The sequence below is a fragment of the Caballeronia sp. S22 genome (assembly GCF_964261745.1).
Classification (GTDB): domain Bacteria; phylum Pseudomonadota; class Gammaproteobacteria; order Burkholderiales; family Burkholderiaceae; genus Caballeronia; species Caballeronia jiangsuensis.
The window spans coordinates 1,274,629-1,296,280 of sequence record NZ_OZ180035.1 but is presented as its reverse complement, the minus strand read 5'-3'; the positions used below and the strand labels follow the sequence as shown (position 1 = coordinate 1,296,280).

Genomic DNA, 21,652 nt, shown 5'->3' with positions numbered 1-21,652 from the left:
GAAGACATACCTATTCCCCTTGACTACGGCGCTTTCGATAACGGCAATTTCGGGCCGCTCTTGAGTCTCCATTACCCTCGGTGGCCCGAGGGATTTACAGATTCCTCTCCCAATGGTTCCCTTCCCGGGCGACCCTGCCATGGGTCGCGGGCAACACCACCATGCGCGGCACCTCGGCGCGCAGTGCCGGCGCTCGCCAGAAATCGCTGACGGTTTCATCGATGACGAAAGCCTGGTCAACGCTGTCGACCGGATGAAGGGCGTGAACGATGACGCCCTGTATGCCTTTCATCGACGTCATGCCTTCGATAGAGGGCACGAGCTTTTCCATTCGCCTACGCTCGACACCCGGTCCTTCGAGCGTTTCAAACGCGATATGGACCATCGACGCACTGTCTTCCGGAACTTGCTCGGTGGCACGCGCCAGCGTCGCTTTCACGTCTCGGGCCTTCCGGTCGATAGCCCCTTCTGCATCGCACGCGAACGTCGCTCCACATGCCCAGTCGACGCTTGAATAGAAGCTGGAGTAGTAACCACTCTGTTCCGGAGCAGTGACTACCGTTCCCGCCGCAAAGAGCGATGTCGTCGAATTCTCGCTTACCCAGTCACCCCCAAGCAGATGTCGAAGCTTGGACCCAGACACCTTAACAGAGCTCCACGCTAGGTCCTCATTGAGGCGGCGTCTATCGATGAGGCGTGCTCTGACTGTTGCTTGCTCGTCGACGTCTCGCACTTCCGCTTCTGCTATTGGAAGCAACGCGCCGAGCTTCTGCACCAGCCAGTCAGGTGATATCTCCTTAGCTTCCTTATGCAAGACCACGTCCAACCAGACCCACTGGCCGTTTTTCTTCAAGACGTCCTCTGCGGAAGCCCAAATCTGGCGCCATCGCGCTTCTTCATCGATGACATACACCGACCGTGAGGACATCCGCTTGCACTCAACGGAAAGTTGCCTGCCCCCTTTCGTTACCCGCATGTCGGGTGTCTTTGTGGGACCCTCCGGGATGAATTCGACACTCCAACCCAGTTCGGCGTACGACAGCGCGACAAGAATCTCGAAGATATGCCCGTCGGGTTCCCGGGCGCGTTTGGTGACGGTCTCCTTGAACTTCTCGTTGAGATTGCTCACGGAGTCGCTGAACCGCAGCTTTGAGCCGATGGCCGCCAAAAACGGCAGTACACGACACGAGTATGACGTGGGCAGTTCGAACGGCCTCGAAATTGCAAGTTCGCACAGGTAGAGATACCAGCCAATCACGTCGCGAAAAGAAAGCGATGGAGCGTCAACGAAACCTTCGTAATCGCGCGATTTCTCCCGAAATTCGGCCTCGATGGCGTCCCTTCGCCGAAACCACTCTTCCACACCAATAGGTTCAACGAAAGCCTCGAATACGACTCGTAGCAATGCCGGGTCTTTTTCAATCGACGTTACGTCCGTATCCGCACCAGCGGGTGAAACCTCATCCCATCGAGGATGAGGACGAAGCCTTGCTTCGAACAGCCGTTCATTTCGAGTTCCCCGCTGCTTCGCTTGCCCCATGCTCCCGGCCTGCCTCATATCGATGTGTGCTGGCGAGCCGTTCAACTCGGGTTCGCTTTAGCTGACACCGCATATTCTAGCTCCCCTCGCAATCCTTCTTCGCCTCGGGAACACTGTGGCTCGTGAAAAAGTGCGAGGCTGATGCCGGCCTCCTCTGATTGGCGTTGACCTTCTTCTTCACCTTCCGAGTCCGTGCTGACTTATCGGCTCGGTTCCAAGCCTCCCAACACCAGGAACGCGTGCTGCACGGTTCGTTGTGGTACGCCGGCTCTAAGACAAGCGTCGGCGCAAATGTTCATCTCAGTGCGAGACGCGAACGTGACAGCCCGATACCCTCTGCGGACTGCCATCCGTGGGCCGTGATGTCCCACATTTTTATGCAGTCGAAGTAATAGCTTCCGCATTGCTCGGGCTTACAGTCAGCAACTTCGCCGGGTCCGGAGCACCTTCCCCGACATACTCACGCGACTTCCTCGAGGCAACTTTCTTAGCCGCAATTTTCTTGCGTTCGGCCAGTGCCCCTTCTTCGCTGCGGGCGTCGACTTCTTCTGCGGCCTTCTTGCTGGCAGGAGTGTTCACCGTTGTCGCCGAGGATTTCTTTGCAACCGCCTTTTTCGCGGACTTCCTGGAAGTGGTCTTCTTGGCCCCTGCTTTCTTAGCGGCGTCCGCCTTCGGTGTACCTTGCTTGGCAGCAGTAGCCGTGTTTGCGGGGCCGTCAATCAGGAACTTCGTCCTGTCCTTCGCGCTGGCGAGCCAACCCGGCGCCTTGCCGCGACCACTCCACTCGGCGCCGCTCTTGGGGTCACGATATTTTGCAGGTTGAGGTCCGCGAATGTAATTGCCGGCTGGCATCGCCGAAGTTTTGTCCGCAGCTCGCGTGGTCGTCGCATTGCCATCAATAAGGAACCGGTCGCGATTCTTAGCACTCGCCAGCCACGCCGGAGCTCTGCCGCGACCACTCCATTCCGCTCCCGACTTAGGGTCGCGGTACAGCGCGGGCTGCGGGCCGCGAACGTAATTGCCGACAGCCTTCGGCGGGTTCTTCGCCGCTATTGAGACGTTTGATGCGCCGCCATCAATAAGAAACTTGTCGCGGCTCTTTGCGCTCGCAATCCAGCTTGGCGAGCGACCGTGGCCGGACCAGGTTGCGCCAGACTTCGGGTCACGGTACTTCGCATTCGAAGCCTTCTTGTCCGAATCTGACGTGTTCGCCATTCTGCTGCCATGCTTTTCGCCACCAGACGGGGTGCCGAGGTCATCCACCGTAATCCCGTGCTCTGACATCAGGGCATGAATCTCGGCAATGACTTTCGTCGACTTCTTTTTAGTAATTGCGTCGGCTTGCGACTGCAACGTCGCAATCTTTGCCTCAATGCTTTCAAGCGTAGCCATGACTTCCCCTTATCGCGGTCACAATCAACGCAATATGCCACAAGAGCAGTAGGTTTTGCATGTTCCGCGCCTAGAGCGACGCTCTAACCGACGGCGGAAGTCGCGGGTAGGAACACTCAAGCGCAACTCTAGCGAACGAGCTGAAAGAAATTAAAGGCTTGCCTCATTCGGGCGCCACGACCGCAATGCCTCAAGTCAACGATGCAAGCAGCTTCATGAAGTTTCTCTTGGCCCCATACACGTCTCGAATGACCTCGAGCTCCTTCGCAAATTCAATCGGCTCGCCCAACTCTGTTCTCAGACTCCGAATCTTTCGGACGATGCCGAAAGCCTCCTCGTAGCGAGCTTTCCTCGTTCCCTGGTCGGCGGCAATTGGCAACAGACGGTGATAGAGAGCGATTGCATCGTGCGGATGCGTCTTCGCTCGGATTGATGCCATCGTTGCCCACAAATTCGTCGCTACCGGGCCGCCCGCAAACGCAGCCCAAGCTTTCTCGTACTCTTTGGAGGCGAGGAGGATTTCGACTATCGTGCTGCGCGACTTCGGGTGGTACCACGTAGACATATTGACGGCAGCTGCTGCTTCCTCCTTCTTGACCAGCGCCCAAAGAAGGGCGAACGCTCTCTCGCGTGCCTGGTTAACGCTGTCTGTCGTTTGCGCCACTTCCATTAGCGCACCGAACGCCCCGGCGTCCGCCCGCTGCTCGAAGCCCACCCACGCATACATATTTGCTTCCACGAAGTCGTTGCGACGTAGATACTCCTGGACGCAGAAGTCGAGCAGGCGCCGGTCCGGCTCCTTGAAAGCCGAAAGTCCTTGCCTGGCCCAATGAAGAGCGTCGTCGTATTGACCGTTCTGAGCGCAGGTTTCTGCAATCAGCAGAAACCGATATGGAGCCGAGAGGTCTTTTTGCCGAATTGCAATCAGTTCATCAACGTCGCCGTCGACTTCGGCAAGTGCCAACATCGCGTGCTCGAGCCGTGTTCGATTGCCTTCGAACGTCCGGCGCAGTCCGTCGCTGGGCGACAAGCTCGGAAGCTGGCGCCATTGGTTCTCGACAAGCTGCCTGTATCGCTGTAATCCAGCGTCGCCGAGTGCCTCAACGTAGGCCGGTATCACGTCATAGAAAGTGTCCCACGTGCCCTCAACCTGGAAGCGAAATAGACGCTCGGCAAGCTTGATTGGGTCCGGTGAGGTTTGCCGACAGCCTTCGAGATGAACTGATGCCAATTCGAGAATTCCCGGCATCACGTCGCCGTTCGAATCGTCAATCTGTTCAAGACTCTTTTCGGCGCCGGCAATAGCCAGTTCCGAAAGTTCTACAACGTGCGAGGCTGTCGGCCCGCTGAGTCTTTGGCGGAGCGCGTCGGCGAGCGACATTAGCCCATCGCCATAGCCACCTGCCTCACGCCAATCAAGCGGTCGACCGATTCTTGTTGCCTCCCTTACGGCGGCCTTCATGCTGGGCAGGTCGTTAGCGCTGGCTGCCCGCGCTGCGAAAAGCAGCTTGTCGCGCAACGCCATGTCGCGTCCTACCGCATCGAGCAAAAGTTCGCGCATGGCGTCGTCGTCCAGCGTCGCCACGTACTCGGCGATAAGCTCTTCAGTGGTCTTGCGCCTCTTTCTGGTCTTCGTCGGCTCTCGTTCGTCCGCATGAAAAACCTGCGCGCCGGAGTTCTCGAGCCAAGAGAGCGCGACGGCGACCAGATGTTTGCAGAACGCGCCTGACTGTCCAACCGGGCAGTTGCATTCGTAGGCGAGCTCCTCGTCAGGGCCGACCTTGAGTTCCACGCTGTAGCGATTCGAGCCGTTGACGGTTGCGCGCAATACTGCATCGCGCTCGTCGAGCCGCGATACGGCTCCGTCGTGGAGGTAGGCCCTGCCGCGAGCGAATGTCTTCAGGTCGGCAAGAGACTGGACGTCGTCCAATGTCAGAACATCATTGAGCTGAGTTTTGCTAGCCATGTATGCGCGTCCGCGTGCGGTCAAGCGACATTGTAGTCAATCCGGGTCGCCTGCTCTCCACGTCGGGCTACGAAAGCAACCCCGGAAATGGGGTCCTTCTTGGCCGTGTGCCGGATGTAGCCGGCGTGAGCATGTATCATCGTTCCTGGCCACGCGAGCCGGTCTTCGTGTGGACAAGGCTTACTTGTCCGTTGCGTTCAAGTATGGCCACTTCCACGTGGTCGAGGTCCACGGCATGGAGTTCCTGGCGTGCGGTTTCGAAGACGTCAGCCCGTGTGATAAGTGCGGCGGACATCTGCTCTTCGTTGAAGTGACCATCCTTGAAGATTTCTCTTTCAACGCCGACCACGAGTGACTCCAATCTCGGCGAGTGAACGCAAGCATATGCCAATGCCCGATGTATGAGCACCATCACAAGCGCAGCAACCATTGTCGGGATAGCGGGCGACGCGCCTACAATCACGCGGCTTAGCGTTGCGCCAAGTAGTATCGCGACCACATAGTCGAAAGGCGACCGTTGTCCGAAGGAGCGTCGGCCAGAGATTCGAATGAGAACGAGAGTGGCGATAAACACGGCGATTGTCCTGGCGGCCATCTGCAGGGTATCGAGGTCTCTGCCTTCCCCGAATATCGCGATAACGATGTTCATGTCGTTCTCCATTATGTTATGTGCAGAAACGGCGACCTTCGCCGCGCGACAGGAGCCGCGAATCGGATATGCGCGGCCGAATCATGAGCGTCTCGAACCCACACGCGTGGACCCGAGCATTCGCCTGGCGCTTCTGCCGAGCGGCGCACAAACAGCATGACCGGTGTGACGAAGCTAGGTCGCCCGCTAGGGCACTATCGAGCCATCCTGGCGGCGGCGCAAAGGCCACTATAGGTGGCTGTCGACCCAAGCACGTGCCCAAGCCAAACCCGCAGCACGCGCATCCTCTTCAGTGTCACACATCAAAAGCATGCCGGCGCCCTCAACGAGCTTCACCCCGGACGTTACTGTCCCGCTAGCCGCGAAACGGCCTTCCTGCGGAATAGCGTGGCCCCAGATTTGATACCCTTTGTAGGTTTCTGCGTTCATCTCGCAATCGACTTCTCTTGGCGTCGAATAGGTTTTCCGATGGGAGTGCGTGCATTGCTCCGCACGACTTCACTGTTTCATAAGCTCGCGCCTATCTTGCCGGTGACACAAGGCTGCGCCGCCCGTGAGAATCAATGGCGTCTTTCGCGCTGATGGAGCCGGGACATTTGTTTCGACGGCGCGGTGTCAAGCGAAATCGCCGGGCCACAAGACAATGCGGTGTCCATCCCCGGGCAATGCTTTGTCGTTGATAGCGCGGGCAATACGATGATGATTGAGCTTGAACGCGAGCAGAACCTGGTGACTTTGCTGGTCTTTCGCACCGAGCTTCGCGCACGCTGCTTCGATAGAAAGAGTGAAGGCGTGATACCCTCGCCCAACGCCGTATGCGGAGAAAAGCACACCATCGTACGGCGCGTACACGGGACTCGTAAAAGTCAGCTCAGTTGACTTGGCCATGTTGGTCTCTGATAGCAAGGCACGTCGGACTGCTTTTCGCGCCGCGCGGGCTGGGCGCGACGGCCACCCATTTTGCAAACTCGAGGACCGAACCATGCTCGGCCAATCGCAATGCCCGCGAACCGTCATGAAAGGTGATGCATTCAATTTCGAAGTCGTCACCGGTTTGGTCCGACGCTTCTAGGCACCTGCCACGAAAGTACTTGAATTCAAGGCCGCCCTCTCGGAGAAGGTCAATGGCGGACGACCCGTCGTCCTCTCGTTCGCTCGTCCGTTTCCAACCGTTTAACAAAGTTGTTGCAAAGTCGGCATCATGCATTGTCGTTTGCTCCGGGTAAGCTGGCAAGCGGGGCTGCCGCGAAGCCCAACGGCGCCAGAATGCGTGAAGCAAAAATTGTGCAATGCACCATGACAGTCTGATGACACGCGCCCTTGGTCAAAAGCGGCAGCTTCCGCGTGCGCTGTTCACTGGCAGGCGAGCGGTACAAGACCGTGGACGCGCCGCCGCACGTACCGTCTTGGACGAAATCGGCTTGATGCGTTCAGCTTTCTGAAGCGACGGCGGGCAATCGCGTTTCACCTACTGTCGGCTCCGCCGCGCAGTTGTGCTTATCCGAACGCCCGAAGGACCCATGGTACGTCGCGGCACCTTCAGCCGGCATCAGTACCGCGCCGGATGGACTCAATTCGATGCGCTTGCAGCGGGTTACCGCATGTTGGGCTGTCAACATGGCCAGTATTGAGCAATAGGCGGCAGGGATTCGCGAACAGCGGCTTCTGGTCGATTCAGCCTCTACGGCTGACAGCATCGCTCAGAATGGCGGGCGCTCGGAACAGCGCTTGCCGTCGGCCGAAGTTCCAAGAAGCGGGATTCGCACAGACAACGGTCGCCAGTGCCTTTGGTGCGACTACCCTCGTCGCCAGCTCGGCTCGCGCACGCATCGCTCGGAGAGCACATCGTTGCCGTCGACTACGCGCGCCACATAGGCTTTGTCGCGACCGTCGAGAATGTGTGCCCACCGTGCCGCAAGGCCCTCTTCTGTCGTTTCAAGAATAGCGACTCGAACACCGGTCTCACCGACTTTCGTTGTCATGCTGACCGTCGCGGCGCGCGCCTGGTCGACCAGTTCAATTTCCTCGTTCAACACTTCGAGCTCATATCGTCTAGTCATCGCCTTGTCTCCTTAATAAAACCTGGCAACCCAGCAGCTTCGGGCAGCCGGGATGCCGCGAACGCTTCGGCCAACATTAGAGCGAACCCTTCGACGGTTGAGGGGCGAAGGGCAATGCGTCGTCTCAAAAAATCCGCCCAGGCAAATTTCGCATTGAATTCACCGGGATTATCGTAGACGCGAGCGGTTCGCAGAGAGGCAGCGATGCTTTGATAGACATCATCCGGGAGTTCAGCAACGGACCGGGGCAAGCGCTCTACCGGCATTTCCCGACCGCAGTGGTCGAAAGGATGAAGCCAGCCACGCCGCGCCATCTCAGCATCAAATTCGTCGTTGGACAGGCTGCTGAAATCTTCAGCGATTCGAACAGGTGCCTCGGGAAGGCCCATGTCGAACCAGGCGCGAGACCAATGATGATGGTCGACGACATGCAAATTGCCCGACGGCCCCCGCACCACCTTAACCGCTTGCTGCTCGACAAACGACCGTCTTTTTCCGGAAGCGACCTCCAGATAACTGGCCCGCTTTGCCAGAACCTGCACGTACCCGATTGCGCCCTGCGTCGGCCGAAGCAAATCCCAGTGCACCAAGGCAACTGGGGCGTCGTTGCCGACCGAGGAACCGCTCTCCGACTTCGATTGGCCTTCCATGTTCGCTTCCTTCAAACGCCGACGCGCGATTGCGGCTTGAATCAGTTAGTAGGAAAAGCAAGCATCACACCTGGATTTCGAACGCTTGGCTTGCGGTATGTATTTTGCGTATGCTGGAGACCACTGAAGACGCGGAGGAAACATCGTGACGACCGACGAGACCGGTGACGCCGTTGGGCGCGACTCTGTGGCAGAAGCAAACTTCGCCACGTACGCCGACCCGCTGGTGAGCAAAGCCATCGAAGAAGCCTCAGCGCTGGAAGACACGGCGGACGCCGAGAAATTACACAAGCTGCGCGTCGCGTTGCGGCGGCTTCGGACACTACTGTGGGCGTACCGACCAATCCTTGACGAGCATTTCGACAACGAGCAGCGCGCACTTCTTAAATTTCTCGCGAACGCGGCAGGGAACACCCGTGACTGGGACATCTTGATTAGTCTAGTCGAGGGAAAGAGCGATGAACAACTATTAAGCGCCTTCAAACAAAGCAGAAAACAAACCGCCGACAAGAGCCGCGAGACGATTCTGAATTCTGACCTAACAAAACTGCTGCGAGATGCCATTAGGGAAGCGAACCGTGAGCTGAATACATCCTCCGCCCGCACTCCTTTGACCAGATTCGCGCGAAAGCGCGTGTCAGCGGCGCAGAAGCAGCTCAAGAAGCGCATGCAGCACGCGTCGAAAGCAGGCCGTTCGGACTACAACTCGTATCATAACGTCCGCAAAGCTGGAAAGAAGGTCCGCTACCTAATCGAGTTTTTTGAACCGCTCCTGCAGAAGAAGCAGCGGAAGGGCCTTAAAAATTTGAAGGAGTTGCAAAAGCGCTTTGGTGGGTTGAACGACGTTGTGGCCAGCCGGGACCTCCTGACAGCGCACCAAGGGTCACTGCCTGAAGGCGCGAGCGCCGACGCCGCACTGCGGTTGCTCAAGAAGGAACAGAAACGCCGCCTAAAGGCGGCGTCTAAGCTGTTGTAAGCGTCTTCGCGAATGCCTGGTCCAGCGGCGAGACATCATCACACGACCTACTGCGCACCATCCGGCGGCGGCTCGGGCGAGCCACGTTCAAGTTGAGTCTATTTTTTTTATCGTCTCCGACGGTCGACGTGCCGGCTCCGATGAGATGTTCATCGAGGGCGCGTCGGCTCAAAGTCCTAAATTATTCCAGTATCAGAAATCCGTCGCGAGTGGTGCGGTTTAAGGACATCGCGGCGCCCCGAAGTACGGGTTCGACCACACATCTCGTTCGGACATGAGCGTCCCGTACATGGTGTCATTCCGCGACCTCGAAAACCGGCGCCAGTCGCGCGCGGTTCATCATCGTGATATTGCGACGTGCCTTCGCGCTGGACGCTCTATTCTAACTGTCGAAGAACGCTCGTCCGTCGTTTTGTTCGGCGTTGTGTGTGGGCGACAGACCGTGGATATTGCACTTTTGAAGACGGCCTGCGTTCCGGTCGGGGACTGCAGAGAAACGACGTACTGGTCAAACGCTTCCAGATAGCCGGTCAGCTTAATGCCATTGACAAGAAAAATCCAAACGATTTCCCTGTCGCCGAGCAGGTCATTCAGAAACGAGGTCTGAACGTCATCTTCAATTCGTGACATGGCGGCCGTCCTTCTAATTTTAATCAACATCACGAGCCACGCGGAGGTGTGGTGCACCTCTCGCCAGGCCTGGTGGAACCGTGCACCGTGGAAGTTCGATTCCCTTCAGTCGAGCGGCTTCGTCCGATTCTCTGGTCCGCGCGTGCCGGATTGGTGGCATCGGCTCGTGACACGGAAACCTGTATTGTTACGCCATTCCCGATATCGTGCGACGTCTATAAATTCACTGATACTGGCTGCCTGTCGCGCCTGGAACGTCTGACCTTTGGAGAATCAGTTCGTTCTGGATGAGGACGCACTTCGCGACCGATTTCGAGTCGTCGGTTCGCATCCGTTCGTTTCCGTTCGTTTCGCAGGCGCAATATGGTAGGTGCTGGTGACGTGCGTGCGGGCGCGCGGGGCGGTAGCGCCAGTCCCCTGCACGCTCTAAGAACGATGACGCTGCCAGTAGCGCCCGCCCGTCGCCGCGCAGTTCGTCTCCCCGATGCACCGTAGTGCGACGTCGCTTTGTGACAAGGTCGAGGCCACAATCGGCGAGCGCATCCGCCGTTCCTCGAAGTCGTCGACAATAGGGTCGATGCCGTCGAATCGTGAGACCATGGATGCATTGTGGCCAACGACCCCCACAGCGTAAATCGACCTACGACCGGAGCACTCCCCTTTCAACGATATGGAGATTCCACCGTTTGGGGGGCCGGCCCACGATTCGGACAACACACACCACAATCATGTTGTAGAGGGCGCGATATGACCATCAATGTCAGCACGGCTGGCGCAACACAAGGTCAGACGCCAGAGTCGCTGCTGACGCTCGCGGAGTATCTCGAGCTTTCGCTCGATGTAGGCGGAAGTCTGGTCATGGTGTCGCCACATGTCCATACATGTGCGATGTATGTCGGAAACCCGGTAGGCTCCCGGGCCGACCTACGTAGCTGCGGGATGATTGAGAAGACGCTAGCCGACGAGATTGTCGACTTGACTCATGCCGGCGTGAATCGAATAGAAGTCGATGGACAAGTCTATCGCTTCATCCGGAGGTTCGCGCATATCTCTCGCCGAGCTGTGGTCGTCTTCGACCCGATGTAGGACGAAAGGGTTCGGATATAGTGGGCAATCCACCTCCTCTCTCTCGAATGACTCTCGGCTGCCGGCAATCTGAGACACCGCGAATTCACAATAAACTAGCGGCCAGGCATATGACCGGTTCGCGAGATGGAGAGCAGACGTTTTCAATCGCCGTCCCCTTGCTAGAGTATGTCGGGGACTTCTATGGATACTTTAATCTGGATACCGAATGACTGATAAAAACGATTTTAACGGGGAGACCTTATCCGACTGATGTATCTGACGAAGAGTTTAGTTTTGGGGTTCTTTGTCTGACACTCGTGGACAGCAACACACCACAGTGGAAGTAAGAGTTGCGGAAAATGTTCAATGCGTTACGTGAGCTCGTGCAGGCCGGGGCCGGGTGGCGCACGCTGCCGACCAATTTTCCTCCGTGAGAGTTCGTGTACCAGCAGACACCGCGACGGCTGCGTGCCGGCGGCTTTGAGGCGAGGGTCAGTGACTTGCGTTCGGTAGTGCGTCGCGCAGGGTCGGCAAGGCCTGCCCAGTGCGGTCATCTTGGACGGGCCCACCCTGCAGTCAACTTGCGAGAGCGGCGATTCTTCTATTCCTCGATGCGAAAAGGCGACCCTGCTGGTCTCGTTGCAACGGCGGAAGTGTCTAGCGGGACCCGAGTGCGCCGTCCATCAAGCCCTCCAGGTCACTGGCTGAGAAAGGCTTCAACAGAATGGGAACATTGAGCTGCTTCGCTCGCTCCAGTTCTCCCGCATATCCAGTCATCAAGGCCAACGGTTGCGAGGGCCACTGCTTCCTCACAAACTCGGCGACATCAAGTCCGCTGTGCTCCCCTGGCATCTGGACGTCAGATAGTATGAGGTTGAACACCTGGCCTTGCTGGAGTAGCGCAATCGCCTCATCACCGTTGCTTGCGAAACGAACCTCGTAGCCCAGGACCTCCAATACAGCAGTGAGGCCCGCTGCGACCTCCTCATTGTCCTCAACTAACAACACGGTACCCGACGCCCTCGATTCGTGACGGTCCAGTCCGGTCGATGCCGTTATGGATGGCGTAGGCGCGGTGTCGGGCGCTTCTGCGCGCGGAAGGTAGAGCAGCACGTCAGTGCCTTTTGCGGCTTCACTTCGCAGGCGCGCGGTGCCTCCGGCCTGCTCGCACATCGCGAGCACCTGTGCCAGTCCAAGGCCCGTTCCCGCGCCCGACTCTTTCGTCGTGAAAAGTGCGTCGAACGCCCTCCGTGCGACGGCATCACTCATACCGACGCCGTCATCCGAGCATGTCACGACCACATATTCACCCTTGGGCACCGGCTCGTCGTTCGCCACCGACACGTTCCGGCATCGAACGGTAAATGTTCCGCCTTCCGGCATCGCATCCCTTGCATTGCCGGCGATGTTGATGAGAGATGACTCAAGCTCAGCTTGGTCGACGACAATGTCCCAAAGGTTATCCGGAATGGTAAAAGAGCAGCGGACCTTCGGGCCAGCAGCGGCCTGGACCAACGGCACTGCGCCGGCAAACCAGTCGCACAAGCGAAGGTGCTCGTTCTGCGCGGGCTTCTTCCGGGCGACGCTAAGCAGTTTGCGCGACAATTCGGAGGCCGTCGTAGCCGCGCGTTCCACTGCTTGCACCTCGGCCTGAACGCCCGCGTACCCCTTCCGGCGCGCCAACTCCATGTTGGAAAAAACGACCATCAAAAGGTTGTTGAAGTCGTGTGCCACGCTCGCTACAAGATTCCCAAGCGCCCCCATGCGACGCAGTTGTCGGCTCGTGGCCTCAGCATCCGCGCGCAACACTGCCTCGCTTCGCCAGCTTTCCCACGCTATCTGCTCTTGTCGCAGTCTATAGAGAGAGAAGCCTATCAGGAGCCAGATTCCGATGCACGGCACGAGCGCCAACAGCGCGATGAGGAGGTCATGCTTCCACCACCCAGCGAAGACGGATGCGACGTCAAAGCTAGCGGTGACGTACAGTGGATAATGCGCAAGCTTCCGAAATGCGACCGTCTTGCTGCGCCCGTCAATCGCTGACCTCGTGCTCACGTGGCCTTCTCGCAGATTGCGCCTGATGGCTAAGACGAACGGATTGTCCGCAGGGATGACAATGCTGTCACCTGCTGCCGGATACCGCACGAGCAAATTGGCATCGGAACGGTACAGACCAACAGTCAGGTCCGGGTTATTCCCCACCAGTTGCCGATAGAAATCTCGGAAATACGACCGTCGAAGCGCCACAGATACCACGCCGAGGAATTCCCCGTCACTGCCGGTCCTGGCTATTGCCGTATTGAAGACGTCTGTCTGCGCGACGGCGCCGAACATTGGCAACGAAAAGTACATTGCCGGTCGATGGTCGCGCGCGGTCTGAAAGTCGTCGCGCCGCTGAATCGATATATCCGGCACCGGATACCAGCGACTATTAGCGACCAGGTCACCGTCTGCGGAGAAGACGGATACGGCTGCGACCTGGGGCAGCGTTCCCGCCATGGCGTTCAAACGGGCGTGCAAAATCGCCTGTCGTTGACGAGTGCCGGACTCATCGAGGTCGCCGAGAATTTCGACAATTCTGGAACTCATCTCACGGTTCAGGTCCAGAACTTTGACAGCGTTTTCTTCGGCAACCCTCGCGAGCCTATCCACCGCATCGAGCGCGTCCGCTTGCCGACGCTGATAATCGAAGTAGGCGTAAAGCCCGACACAAATCCCTGGCAACACCACGGACGCCAGTAGCAGCGCTACCAGGACCCTGCGAGTCGTGCCGAAATCTCGAGCAGGTGGAAGCGAACCTAGCAACTCCTCGTCGACAGCTGGCGCGGCAGAATCTCGCATGGGGTGTCGGATTGAATGACCGGTTTGCGGCTAGCCATGCCGAAATTGCGCTGCCCGACGCCTCTTCGCCAGCTCCAACCTCTGCGCGTCGGACGCAGTCGCGCGGTGATGTGGGCAGTGTACAAGAAGTTCACTTTGCCGCTGGTCGCGCTCACAGCGAAGGACCCAACGCTCCCGCTCGCTCAGAGCAGTGGCTCGGCCCCCTATCGACCGCATCACTTCGCGCGCACGTCGGGCGAGGTATGCATGCGCCGGAGGAAGCGCTTTCGCGCCTGCTCCGGCTCGCTCTCATCGAGTCATTGGACTGATACCTCAATCCGTCGCGGCTTCGCTTCTTCCCGACGCGGTATCGTCAGTGTCAGTACACCATCTTTCAGTGACGCTTCGACCTTGGACGTATCGAAATCCTCGCTGACTGTGAAGGTGCGTGCGAAGTAAGGCGCGCGAATTTCAGTATGAACAAGCTGCAGGTTTGACGGGACCAGGACCACCGATTCCGCCTCAATGGTCAGACTGCCATCGTGGACCTTCACGGCAAGTTTGTCTCTCGAAACGCCAGGCAGGTCCGCCCAGAGCGTCACTTTGTGAAGGTCTTCGACAATGTCGACGCTCGGTGTCAATGTTTGCCGGCGCCGCGCGTTCGTTACTTCTTGACGCGTCACGGCGCCTCGGTCGCGTTCTGCGATTTGCGTGTTGTTTTCGCTCATCATGCCACCTCACTGTACAGTAATCGAGCGCGGCTTCGAGGTCTCGCGCTTCCCAACCGAAATCAGAAGACAGCCATCGGTATATCTGGCTTGCACCTTGTCCGGGTCGGCCTGCGGAGGAAGCTCGATAACTCTGCGGAAGGACCCATTAAAGCGCTCCTGCGCGTACTGTCGCGCACCCTCAGGTAACTGGTCGTAGCCCGTCACCCTTTCACCCGCAATAGTGAGCAGACCTGTGTCGACGGATACGTCAAGCTTGCTCACATCGAGGCCTGGCGCGAACGCGACGATTTCGACTGAATCTTCAGTCGACCCTACGTTGATTTGCGGGAACGTTCCGACACGTGTCGAACGAAGGCTTGTGGGAAATCCGCCAAACAGGCTGGACATCTGCCGCTGCAGACGGTCCAGTTCGCTGAAGAGGTCGGGTGCAATGAATGCATCACTCATTTTCGCTCTCCTCTCACGGCAGGACGGGAAGCTGCAGCTGCCCCAGTGCCGTGGGCAATCAAGTTGAACACACACCGCGCGCGGCTGCGAGCGGCTGCCTTGTAACGCCTGAGATAGGAGCGGCGTCAGGCTTTTCAAGAGACCGCTGTTCAACTTTTTGAGACTTGAAAACAGGCGTTTCGACCATATCCTCCGCGCGATTCTACTGATTTGGAGGCATCATGGAATTCGATACAGACTGGCGTACGCTCGGTAAGCACCGTATCCGGCTCCGCTCGGCGAAGGGCTTTCCCACCGAGGTTATGCACCAACTCGCCGAAGTAATCCGGCTTGCGGTCGACAACAATATGAGTGCGCGGGCGCGTATCGTGGACATCGTCTTGCGCGAAGAAAAAGCTTACGACATCACAATCGGCTCGACGTTGCCAGAAGACCGCATTTGCGCGCCGCAACTCGAAGCAGCCGTGGCGACGCTAATGGGATTGCCGCCTGAGAAGGTGAACATCTTTGTGCAGACCGTGTCCCAGGAAGAGGTCGACCTGCACTTCGGCGTCTACGAAAGGATGCTCGCGGAAAAGTTCGGCGCGGTGCCGCCGATACAGTGACATAGAAGTGGATTTATGGACGGGAGCGCGACATATTTCGAAACGGTTATTGACGCCTCGTCTGGTCGTTACTAAATTCGATTTCGTCAAAGGCAAAGGCAATCATCTTGCGACGGTCCATTGTACGACTGTCCTAGTTGACGTCGTGAAAACGACGATGCGTCGCATCGAGGCTTCGGGAGAGTGCTATGTCGCGGTCCGCTAAGAATCACTCGTTACGGTTTCGGCGCGTGGTCGACCAGGCCAGTTCGGTACTGGCAGGCGCAAGGAAACGTTGGCGAAGTTCGTTGGAGGCTTGTTTAGCGAAAGCGAACAGGAAATCAGGTCGTCGAGGGCATGGCGGTGCCGGCAAGGTCGGATAATCGGCTGGTATCTTTAGGCAAGGCGCCTGTGTGTAGGCGAGCGCCCCGGCTCTGAGCCGGGGCTGCTGTGACGATATCGCGCGGGCCGCTGCGCAAAGTGCTGCGGCTATCCTTGACCCCATAACGGGACGTGCAGCGATGCCCTGAGCGAAGAGAGAGTTCGCTCGAACCAGTAACCTTTGGCTCGGCCTTCGACGACGCGGGCGGCATCGTAGTCGCGCTGCAGCGAAAGCAGCTTATCGAAGCCTATGCAAGTCAACTTCGGAAAGAGCCGTCTGAATTGCAGCCTCTGATGCCGTCTTTAATCATGGAGTCGGCTCGCAGACATCAGTGCCTCCAGGCCGCCGGTTTTTGTCCGTCCTTCGCCAATCGCTAACGTAGCCGCTCGGCGATGCTTCGCCAGCAGTACCGACTCCGTCAGGATGCCATCCCGTGCGGAGCGCTGGGCAATTGCAGGCCCTCGTTGTGCGGGGCAGCCCTCAACTCCTCACTGGCGAGCCTTTGAATGGCTTCGTAGCTTGCAATCAGCGCTTCTCTATACGCGTTACGCCGCTGCCAATCTTCCGCTCGCTTGACACATGCGAGAAATGCATGAAAGGTCGTAGGTTCAGGATTGAAATTGATTCCCTCGCGACGATAAGACGAAAGCCATGCCGTGTACTCGCTTGCTTGCTCGACAAATGAAAATTCCGGTTCACCGTGCAGCTCGCTCAAGACCTTCTCGAGCCGGGCGAGCGAGCGCTCGAAAGATTGAAGGCTCATTTTTTCTCCTCCGTGGGACCGCTGCTACCTCGCTCCGTCCGTGCGCTCAGGTCCGCGTTTGCCTCGCTCTGCAGCAACGTGTGAAGCGCTCCCCTTGGTCGCGCGCAACAAAAGGCAATTGCAAACTTCCTTCCCGCGCGCTGAATTGCCGCAGGAGACGCGGGAGTCGACCGAAATAAGCCGGCGAATTGGGCCTCTAAAGCTCAGGTGCGCGGAGGTCCGCTTGCACGATTTCGGAGCCCCTCAGCAATGCGACACGTTTCGCAGCATCCTTCGAATCGAACGGGCCGATTTCCTCGGCGCCGTCAAACGGGAAAAGCAACCGCCCGTCTGTCAAACGCACCACTTTCAATGTACCGACGAATCGACCACCGCTGCCAGGACGGTACGACGCATAGACCATGTAATCGTCCTCTGACCGCCCGGGCGTTGAGTCCCTCGGCTTCGACGAAAAAAGCACAAGCTTGGGTCGGCGGCGGCGGGAGCTGTCCATGGACGAGGATGCGTAGATGCAGTCAGTAAAAGCACCGACACATATGCCCAGCAATTTTGGCTCCAGGCGTGCCGCTGCGTGACGTCGGGCCTTTGCTCCGTCATGTAAGTAGGCTACCCTTTGGCTTTCTGGCAGGACCGAAGGCTCGGCGACTGCATTGCGAAAATCGCGTCCGAGAGTTTCGGTCTGTGAGGAGGCGAAATGAGCAACGTACTATTTGTCGATGACTTCAAGGAGGCTGCGGACGCCCTGGCGGACATCGCCTCGGCACTGGGACATCGGAGCGCGGTCGCATACAACGGCGCGTCGGCTCTGGCCCTCGCAGGTGGAAACTGTTTTGACGTTATTCTGCTGGACCTGACCTTGCCCGATGCCGATGGTCATGATGTCTGCCTGCAATTGCGCGAAGGTCAACACTCGGGCGCGCGCATCATAGCGCTCACGGGTCATGCCGAGCTAGTCGGAGAGGTCATGCAGTGTTTCGACGGTTGCGCGCTTAAGCCCGTGGACATTGACCATTTACAAGAGTTACTTGCCTAGGCGCCGCTCCCGGTTCAGTAGTCCAGCGATTGCCTGAATCATGATTGCGGGGTCGAATGGCTCCCGTAGGAATTCCGCAATCGGAATGTCGCGAGCATCTACATTCCCGGACATGAAGATGAACGGGACGACCTTGAGGCGCGGGTCCACCTGGAACCTTCTGTAAAGGGAAGCCCCGTCTAACACGGGCATCTGACAGTCCGACACGACCAGGTCTGGCGTCTGTAAGGCCGCGACTCGTAGCGCCTCTGAACCGTGAGATGCGGCTACCACCTCGTATCCGTGCGCCTCAAGTAGTGCGCCGAGCGAGGCAGCGACGACGGGGTCGTCATCGACGACGAGGACGGTTGAAATTGCTGTGTCGTCGTGCGGTCGAACGCGCGACCCTCGACTACAAAGGTCGCCCAGCGTTCATTTCTTGGTGCGCAATTCTGCGCTGAAGCAGATGGTTAAACGTCGAGCGCGTCTTGATGTCCCGTCATTGGCTCAGATGCCGCTGACCAATAAGGCGTGCGATTGTAATACTGATGCAACGAAGAGCCCCAGCTCAAGTCCGCCATCGCAGGCCAATGGTCCTTGTCGAAGCCCGGCTCGCTCTTGATGCGCTCTGCCGTTATGTCGACTCTGAACACTTTCTGGTCCGTATCGAGCGTAAGTGCGTTCCATGGAATCGCGCGTAATGTGTCACCGATGCCGAGAAACCACCGCTCCAGAGTACCGCATACGCAACTCGCCCGCTCCGTACGTCCAGCATGATTTCTTTGATTTTTCCAACGTCTTCCCCATCGGACGTAATAACTGTGGTGTCCTCCAGCGTCGATGCCGCCATCACATCGGGACCAGGACCGTCGCCCACCCCGCTTCCTACAATGTTCGCGCCGCTTTTCGCTGCGACTCCAGAACCAGTTGTGTCACCCGTCGCCATGATTGCCGCTCCAGTTTGCGGCCCGCGCTGTGCCGGCCAATTTGACTAGTCCCTCAATGCCTTGCCGCGCGCGGGCTGGAGACAGCAAGACTCACATCGGGAGGCGCAACGGTCGTGCCTTAACCGTCGCCGTCGGCCCATGAAGGCGTGTCGAAAAGCATGTCGACGCCGTCCTCGTACGCGTAGCGCTGCTTTCACAAGATGTCCCAATATCCCAGCGCCTAGCAACACGCCAGTCGCGTAGAGGATTGTTCCTTGAGGCGGCGAATGAGTCTTCGACGAGCCATCCGATGACAGCGGCGCGGTGGTTATGTACAGGCGAGGAAGTTTTAGCGCAGACAGCACCTAAATTCGCTCACGACTTGATTCCGATGAGCGGGAGGGCGCACGACACCAGACAATCTTCAAAGGGTGCCATACAACGCTTTCAAACTGACTCGCCGCGCCGATACGATATCTCGTTTCATGCGCCAATATGACGTGTTGCTTTTTGCCGGTCCTGTCCGTCTCTTCGTGCGCGATGCGGCGGATTTTAGACGGTCTCTTGCTGGTGTTGACCGTTTGGTCCATCACCGATTTTTGTGCTCGCACCAATAAGCCGGAAAAATAGCAATTGTGCAACGCAACAGGAATTGTTCTCCGTTGTTAAGGCTAATGCCCGAGACTCAGAAAAATCCATCAAGCAATGGACGAAGGCGCGCCCCGATTCGAATCCGCTTCCGCGAACCGTTGTTGAGCCGGAGTAGAATGAAAAGTTCGCGCACCTGGGCGGCCCAATGTCGCCTTTCGGATAGGGACCTGCTGGTGGCAATCGAAGCCATCAGTTCGTGATGGACTTGAGGAGCAGCATACGCCGGGTTAGCGGAGGAACGGCAGATGTCTTGAGGCGCACGCCCTTAGCCTTGAAACTGCGCAAGGCACTTGGAGCTTTATCGTGAGAGTCAGACCGGCAGTACCTCGTGACTTGGAAGCAATCCATGCAGTACTTCATGAGCACGGGCTATCGACGTCGGACGTTACCGTAGAAACCCTGAACGGTTTCCTTGTGGCCGTGGACCACAAGCGGATTGTTGGGTGCGTTGGTGTGGACAGGTACGGCAGCGTGGGTTTGCTCCGCTCGCTCGCCGTCAGACTCCTAGAGAGGAACGACGGTTTAGGGCATCGCCTGCTCGTGTCAGTTGAGAAGAGATGTCTCGCTGACGAGATTTCTGAACTTTGGCTGCTTACCACGGACGCTCCGAATTTTTTTATCGGCGCCGGCTATCGTCTGTCGGCGAGAAACACTGCGCCGGACGACTTGCGGGCGACTGCGCAGTTTGCATCGATATGCCCAGCAAGCGCCGTCTGCCTTAGGAAGCAGCTTTGCTGAAGGCCCGGCGGCGAGGGAGTAGGCATACATCACGCGTTGATGGAACATCTTCAATTGAGAGAGCTCTAATCCGCATTCCAAATATGTTCAGAGAAGCGCACGTTCTGGCAGGATATTCGCGTTCAGCGGGTTTAAGCGCCCGATGGGCGCAAGTGTAGCGGCATGTTCGGATTGGAGACTTACATCGCTGCTATTCGTCTCCGCCGGCGCGACGCTGGAAAGCCAGAGGCAGGAGGTCGACAGGAGGCGACGCGGTCAGCGCTCAATCGAAATTTGAAAGGGCATGCCGACTTCGACTCGACTCCGGCCGGCTCGCTTTGCAACATAAAGCGCCTTGTCCGCGCGCGCAAGGACGTCCTCCCGTCTTTCGCCCGGTCGGGTAAGCGTGACACCGGCCGAAAACGACACGGCTATCTCCGCCGGGCATTCCCCTAGCACCAGCTTCGGGGCGCTCGATAACATTCCCTGTAGCACATCCTTTGCATGTTCAGGGCTCGTCCCCGGCAGCAGCACGAGGAACTCTTCGCCGCCAAGTCTGCCGACGAGGTCGACCTTTCGCAAGGAAGAAACGCAGTACTTCGCAAAATGCCGTAGGACCTTGTCGCCGGCTTCGTGGCCGAAGGTGTCGTTTATCGACTTAAAATGGTCCAGGTCCAACAGCGCGACGCTCAGTTCCGTCTTCCGAAGATTTACTTCGAGAAGTAATGCGTCAAGCATGGACAGAGCAAAACGTCGATTTGGAACATCGGTCAGTTCGTCGATTCGGCTGAGCAGCAACGCGCGGTCGCGCGCGATTTTCAGTTCTGCTTCCGTGCGCTTAAGCGAAGTAATGTCGGCGCCGGATAGGACAATCCAGCCGTTCGCCAACAACGTTTCGGTGCACCAAAACCAGCGGCCGTTCACGAAATCGACAGGGAAAGAGCGCTGGCTGGGCGCACGCGGCAAGATGCGCCGCCGCATTTGAACTTCGGCGATGAAAGCGTGCGGGTCAGCCGCTTCGATGCGGACCCCTTTCTTGTCACGAGCGGCATCGAGGATGATGCTGGCAAACGTCGCGACCTCGCCCCCTCTGAGATTGAACGCCTGCAAAAAACCGTCGTTGGCGTAGCGCAGGTAATCGCTATCGTCGTAGATGCCGACGAAAGCGTCGCCTACAGAAAAGGCCCCCAACAGCGCGAAAAAGAGGTCTGGCAAGTCGCTCGACGACGCAAGACGGACGATTTCGGGGGCGGTACGCATTCCGTGACCTTCTTCATTCCACACAATTGGAGAATATAGACCGGAGCGAGGCAATCTGTCGACGCGGTCGCCAAAGCTGTTAACGACAGCGTGAACGGAGTCTGAAGAGGTGAGCGCGAGCCGGGAAGACGTAGCCAGCCAGCGGAGGCTGTTCTGCAGCCGCGAGGCTTTCAGTTTGTGGTTGTACTGCATTCGTCCACCGAATGCCGCTCGCACTGCTCCATTAGGTCGATGCGGGTGCGGCGCGGTATGAGCCACAGTATGCCGGCGTAGCCAAACTCACGGGGCGTCCGATATGGACTTCAAAAAACTCGAGACCTGTACGGTTAAACAAGATGCGTTCTGTCCTATGTCGCGCTGCGTACTCTCGGCTGACCAAACCGAGGCAACTGCGGCAGAGAGAAATCCATCGGCAAACGATTGAAAGA

Annotated in this window: 21 protein-coding genes and 2 pseudogenes; 6 read left to right on the top strand and 17 right to left on the bottom strand. The window is 57.9% G+C overall.

What is annotated here, in order from left to right; translation table 11 throughout:
* Positions 1-94: 94 nt before the first annotated feature.
* The 8 genes from ACEN42_RS06090 to ACEN42_RS06055 form a co-directional block, all read right to left on the bottom strand.
* Entirely contained in the window at positions 95-1,540 is a 1,446-nt protein-coding gene (locus ACEN42_RS06090) for a hypothetical protein (protein WP_371880913.1), read from the bottom strand.
* Between the two features lie 375 nt (positions 1,541-1,915).
* Positions 1,916-2,932, bottom strand: a complete 1,017-nt coding sequence (locus tag ACEN42_RS06085; RefSeq protein ID WP_371880912.1) for an H-NS family nucleoid-associated regulatory protein — start codon at positions 2,930-2,932, stop codon at positions 1,916-1,918.
* Positions 2,933-3,122: 190 nt separating this feature from the next.
* Positions 3,123-4,898: an SWIM zinc finger domain-containing protein gene (locus ACEN42_RS06080; RefSeq protein WP_371880911.1), complete on the bottom strand. Its 1,776-nt coding sequence runs from the start codon at positions 4,896-4,898 to the stop codon at positions 3,123-3,125.
* A gap of 136 nt (positions 4,899-5,034) precedes the next feature.
* Positions 5,035-5,547 (bottom strand): DUF421 domain-containing protein, encoded by a 513-nt coding sequence (locus ACEN42_RS06075; RefSeq protein ID WP_371880910.1) that lies wholly within the window; start codon positions 5,545-5,547, stop codon positions 5,035-5,037.
* 228 nt (positions 5,548-5,775) lie between these two features.
* Entirely contained in the window at positions 5,776-5,976 is a 201-nt protein-coding gene (locus ACEN42_RS06070) for a hypothetical protein (protein ID WP_371880909.1), read from the bottom strand.
* Positions 5,977-6,162: 186 nt separating this feature from the next.
* Positions 6,163-6,435: a hypothetical protein gene (locus ACEN42_RS06065; protein ID WP_371880908.1), complete on the bottom strand. Its 273-nt coding sequence runs from the start codon at positions 6,433-6,435 to the stop codon at positions 6,163-6,165.
* 908 nt (positions 6,436-7,343) lie between these two features.
* Positions 7,344-7,607 carry a hypothetical protein gene (locus ACEN42_RS06060; RefSeq protein WP_371880907.1) on the bottom strand — a complete coding sequence of 88 codons (264 nt, stop codon included), beginning with the start codon at positions 7,605-7,607 and terminating at the stop codon, positions 7,344-7,346.
* Positions 7,604-8,257 carry a ParB-like protein gene (locus tag ACEN42_RS06055; protein ID WP_371880906.1) on the bottom strand — a complete coding sequence of 218 codons (654 nt, stop codon included), beginning with the start codon at positions 8,255-8,257 and terminating at the stop codon, positions 7,604-7,606. Before ACEN42_RS06055 ends, ACEN42_RS06060 begins: the two co-directional genes overlap by 4 nt.
* Before the next feature lie 145 nt (positions 8,258-8,402).
* Here ACEN42_RS06055 and ACEN42_RS06050 point away from each other — a divergent pair, with 145 nt between their 5' ends.
* Entirely contained in the window at positions 8,403-9,233 is an 831-nt protein-coding gene (locus ACEN42_RS06050; RefSeq protein ID WP_371880905.1) for a CHAD domain-containing protein, read from the top strand.
* Positions 9,234-9,572: 339 nt separating this feature from the next.
* Here ACEN42_RS06050 and ACEN42_RS06045 read toward each other — a convergent pair whose 3' ends face one another.
* Positions 9,573-9,863, bottom strand: coding sequence for an RNA chaperone Hfq (locus ACEN42_RS06045; RefSeq protein ID WP_371880904.1), 291 nt, complete (start codon positions 9,861-9,863; stop codon positions 9,573-9,575).
* 747 nt (positions 9,864-10,610) lie between these two features.
* On the opposite strand from ACEN42_RS06045, the gene ACEN42_RS06040 reads away from it, so the two are divergent.
* Together ACEN42_RS06040 and ACEN42_RS06035 are read left to right on the top strand one after the other, a co-directional pair.
* Positions 10,611-10,949, top strand: a complete 339-nt coding sequence (locus ACEN42_RS06040) for a hypothetical protein (protein WP_371880903.1) — start codon at positions 10,611-10,613, stop codon at positions 10,947-10,949.
* 224 nt (positions 10,950-11,173) lie between these two features.
* Positions 11,174-11,525, top strand: a pseudogene (locus tag ACEN42_RS06035) (transposase); the annotation flags it as partial.
* A gap of 63 nt (positions 11,526-11,588) precedes the next feature.
* Here ACEN42_RS06035 and ACEN42_RS06030 read toward each other — a convergent pair.
* The 3 genes from ACEN42_RS06030 to ACEN42_RS06020 form a co-directional block, all read right to left on the bottom strand.
* A complete protein-coding gene (locus ACEN42_RS06030) occupies positions 11,589-13,772 on the bottom strand; it encodes an ATP-binding protein (RefSeq protein WP_371880902.1) in 2,184 nt (727 codons plus the stop codon).
* A 296-nt stretch (positions 13,773-14,068) separates the two neighbouring features.
* On the bottom strand, positions 14,069-14,482 hold the full coding sequence (locus tag ACEN42_RS06025; protein ID WP_371880901.1) for an Hsp20/alpha crystallin family protein: 414 nt from the start codon (positions 14,480-14,482) through the stop codon (positions 14,069-14,071).
* 6 nt (positions 14,483-14,488) lie between these two features.
* Complete coding sequence (locus ACEN42_RS06020) at positions 14,489-14,929, bottom strand: Hsp20/alpha crystallin family protein (protein ID WP_371880900.1); 441 nt, start codon at positions 14,927-14,929, stop codon at positions 14,489-14,491.
* A gap of 221 nt (positions 14,930-15,150) precedes the next feature.
* On the opposite strand from ACEN42_RS06020, the gene ACEN42_RS06015 reads away from it, so the two are divergent.
* The gene (locus tag ACEN42_RS06015) at positions 15,151-15,534 is read left to right on the top strand and encodes a hypothetical protein (RefSeq protein WP_371880899.1); all 384 of its coding nucleotides are present in this window, start codon (positions 15,151-15,153) and stop codon (positions 15,532-15,534) included.
* Positions 15,535-16,313: 779 nt separating this feature from the next.
* Here the strand turns inward: ACEN42_RS06015 and ACEN42_RS06010 are convergent.
* Both ACEN42_RS06010 and ACEN42_RS06005 read right to left on the bottom strand, forming a co-directional pair.
* Positions 16,314-16,658 carry a hypothetical protein gene (locus ACEN42_RS06010; protein ID WP_371880898.1) on the bottom strand — a complete coding sequence of 115 codons (345 nt, stop codon included), beginning with the start codon at positions 16,656-16,658 and terminating at the stop codon, positions 16,314-16,316.
* 196 nt (positions 16,659-16,854) lie between these two features.
* Positions 16,855-17,061, bottom strand: coding sequence for a DUF6723 family protein (locus ACEN42_RS06005; RefSeq protein WP_371880897.1), 207 nt, complete (start codon positions 17,059-17,061; stop codon positions 16,855-16,857).
* A gap of 291 nt (positions 17,062-17,352) precedes the next feature.
* Between ACEN42_RS06005 and ACEN42_RS06000 the strand changes: the two genes are divergently transcribed.
* Positions 17,353-17,691: a response regulator transcription factor gene (locus ACEN42_RS06000; protein ID WP_371880896.1), complete on the top strand. Its 339-nt coding sequence runs from the start codon at positions 17,353-17,355 to the stop codon at positions 17,689-17,691.
* Here the strand turns inward: ACEN42_RS06000 and ACEN42_RS05995 are convergent.
* Positions 17,680-18,045, bottom strand: coding sequence for a response regulator (locus ACEN42_RS05995; RefSeq protein WP_371881073.1), 366 nt, complete (start codon positions 18,043-18,045; stop codon positions 17,680-17,682). The two genes, ACEN42_RS06000 and ACEN42_RS05995, sit on opposite strands and share 12 nt — an antisense overlap.
* Before the next feature lie 95 nt (positions 18,046-18,140).
* Positions 18,141-18,616: pseudogene (locus ACEN42_RS05990) on the bottom strand (PRC-barrel domain-containing protein).
* Between the two features lie 934 nt (positions 18,617-19,550).
* Here ACEN42_RS05990 and arsN2 point away from each other — a divergent pair.
* Positions 19,551-19,985 (top strand): arsenic resistance N-acetyltransferase ArsN2, encoded by a 435-nt coding sequence (gene arsN2 / locus ACEN42_RS05985; protein WP_371880895.1) that lies wholly within the window; start codon positions 19,551-19,553, stop codon positions 19,983-19,985.
* Positions 19,986-20,240: 255 nt separating this feature from the next.
* On the opposite strand, the gene ACEN42_RS05980 is transcribed toward arsN2, so the two are convergent.
* Positions 20,241-21,416, bottom strand: coding sequence for a GGDEF domain-containing protein (locus ACEN42_RS05980; protein ID WP_371880894.1), 1,176 nt, complete (start codon positions 21,414-21,416; stop codon positions 20,241-20,243).
* Between the last annotated feature and the right edge of the window lie 236 nt (positions 21,417-21,652).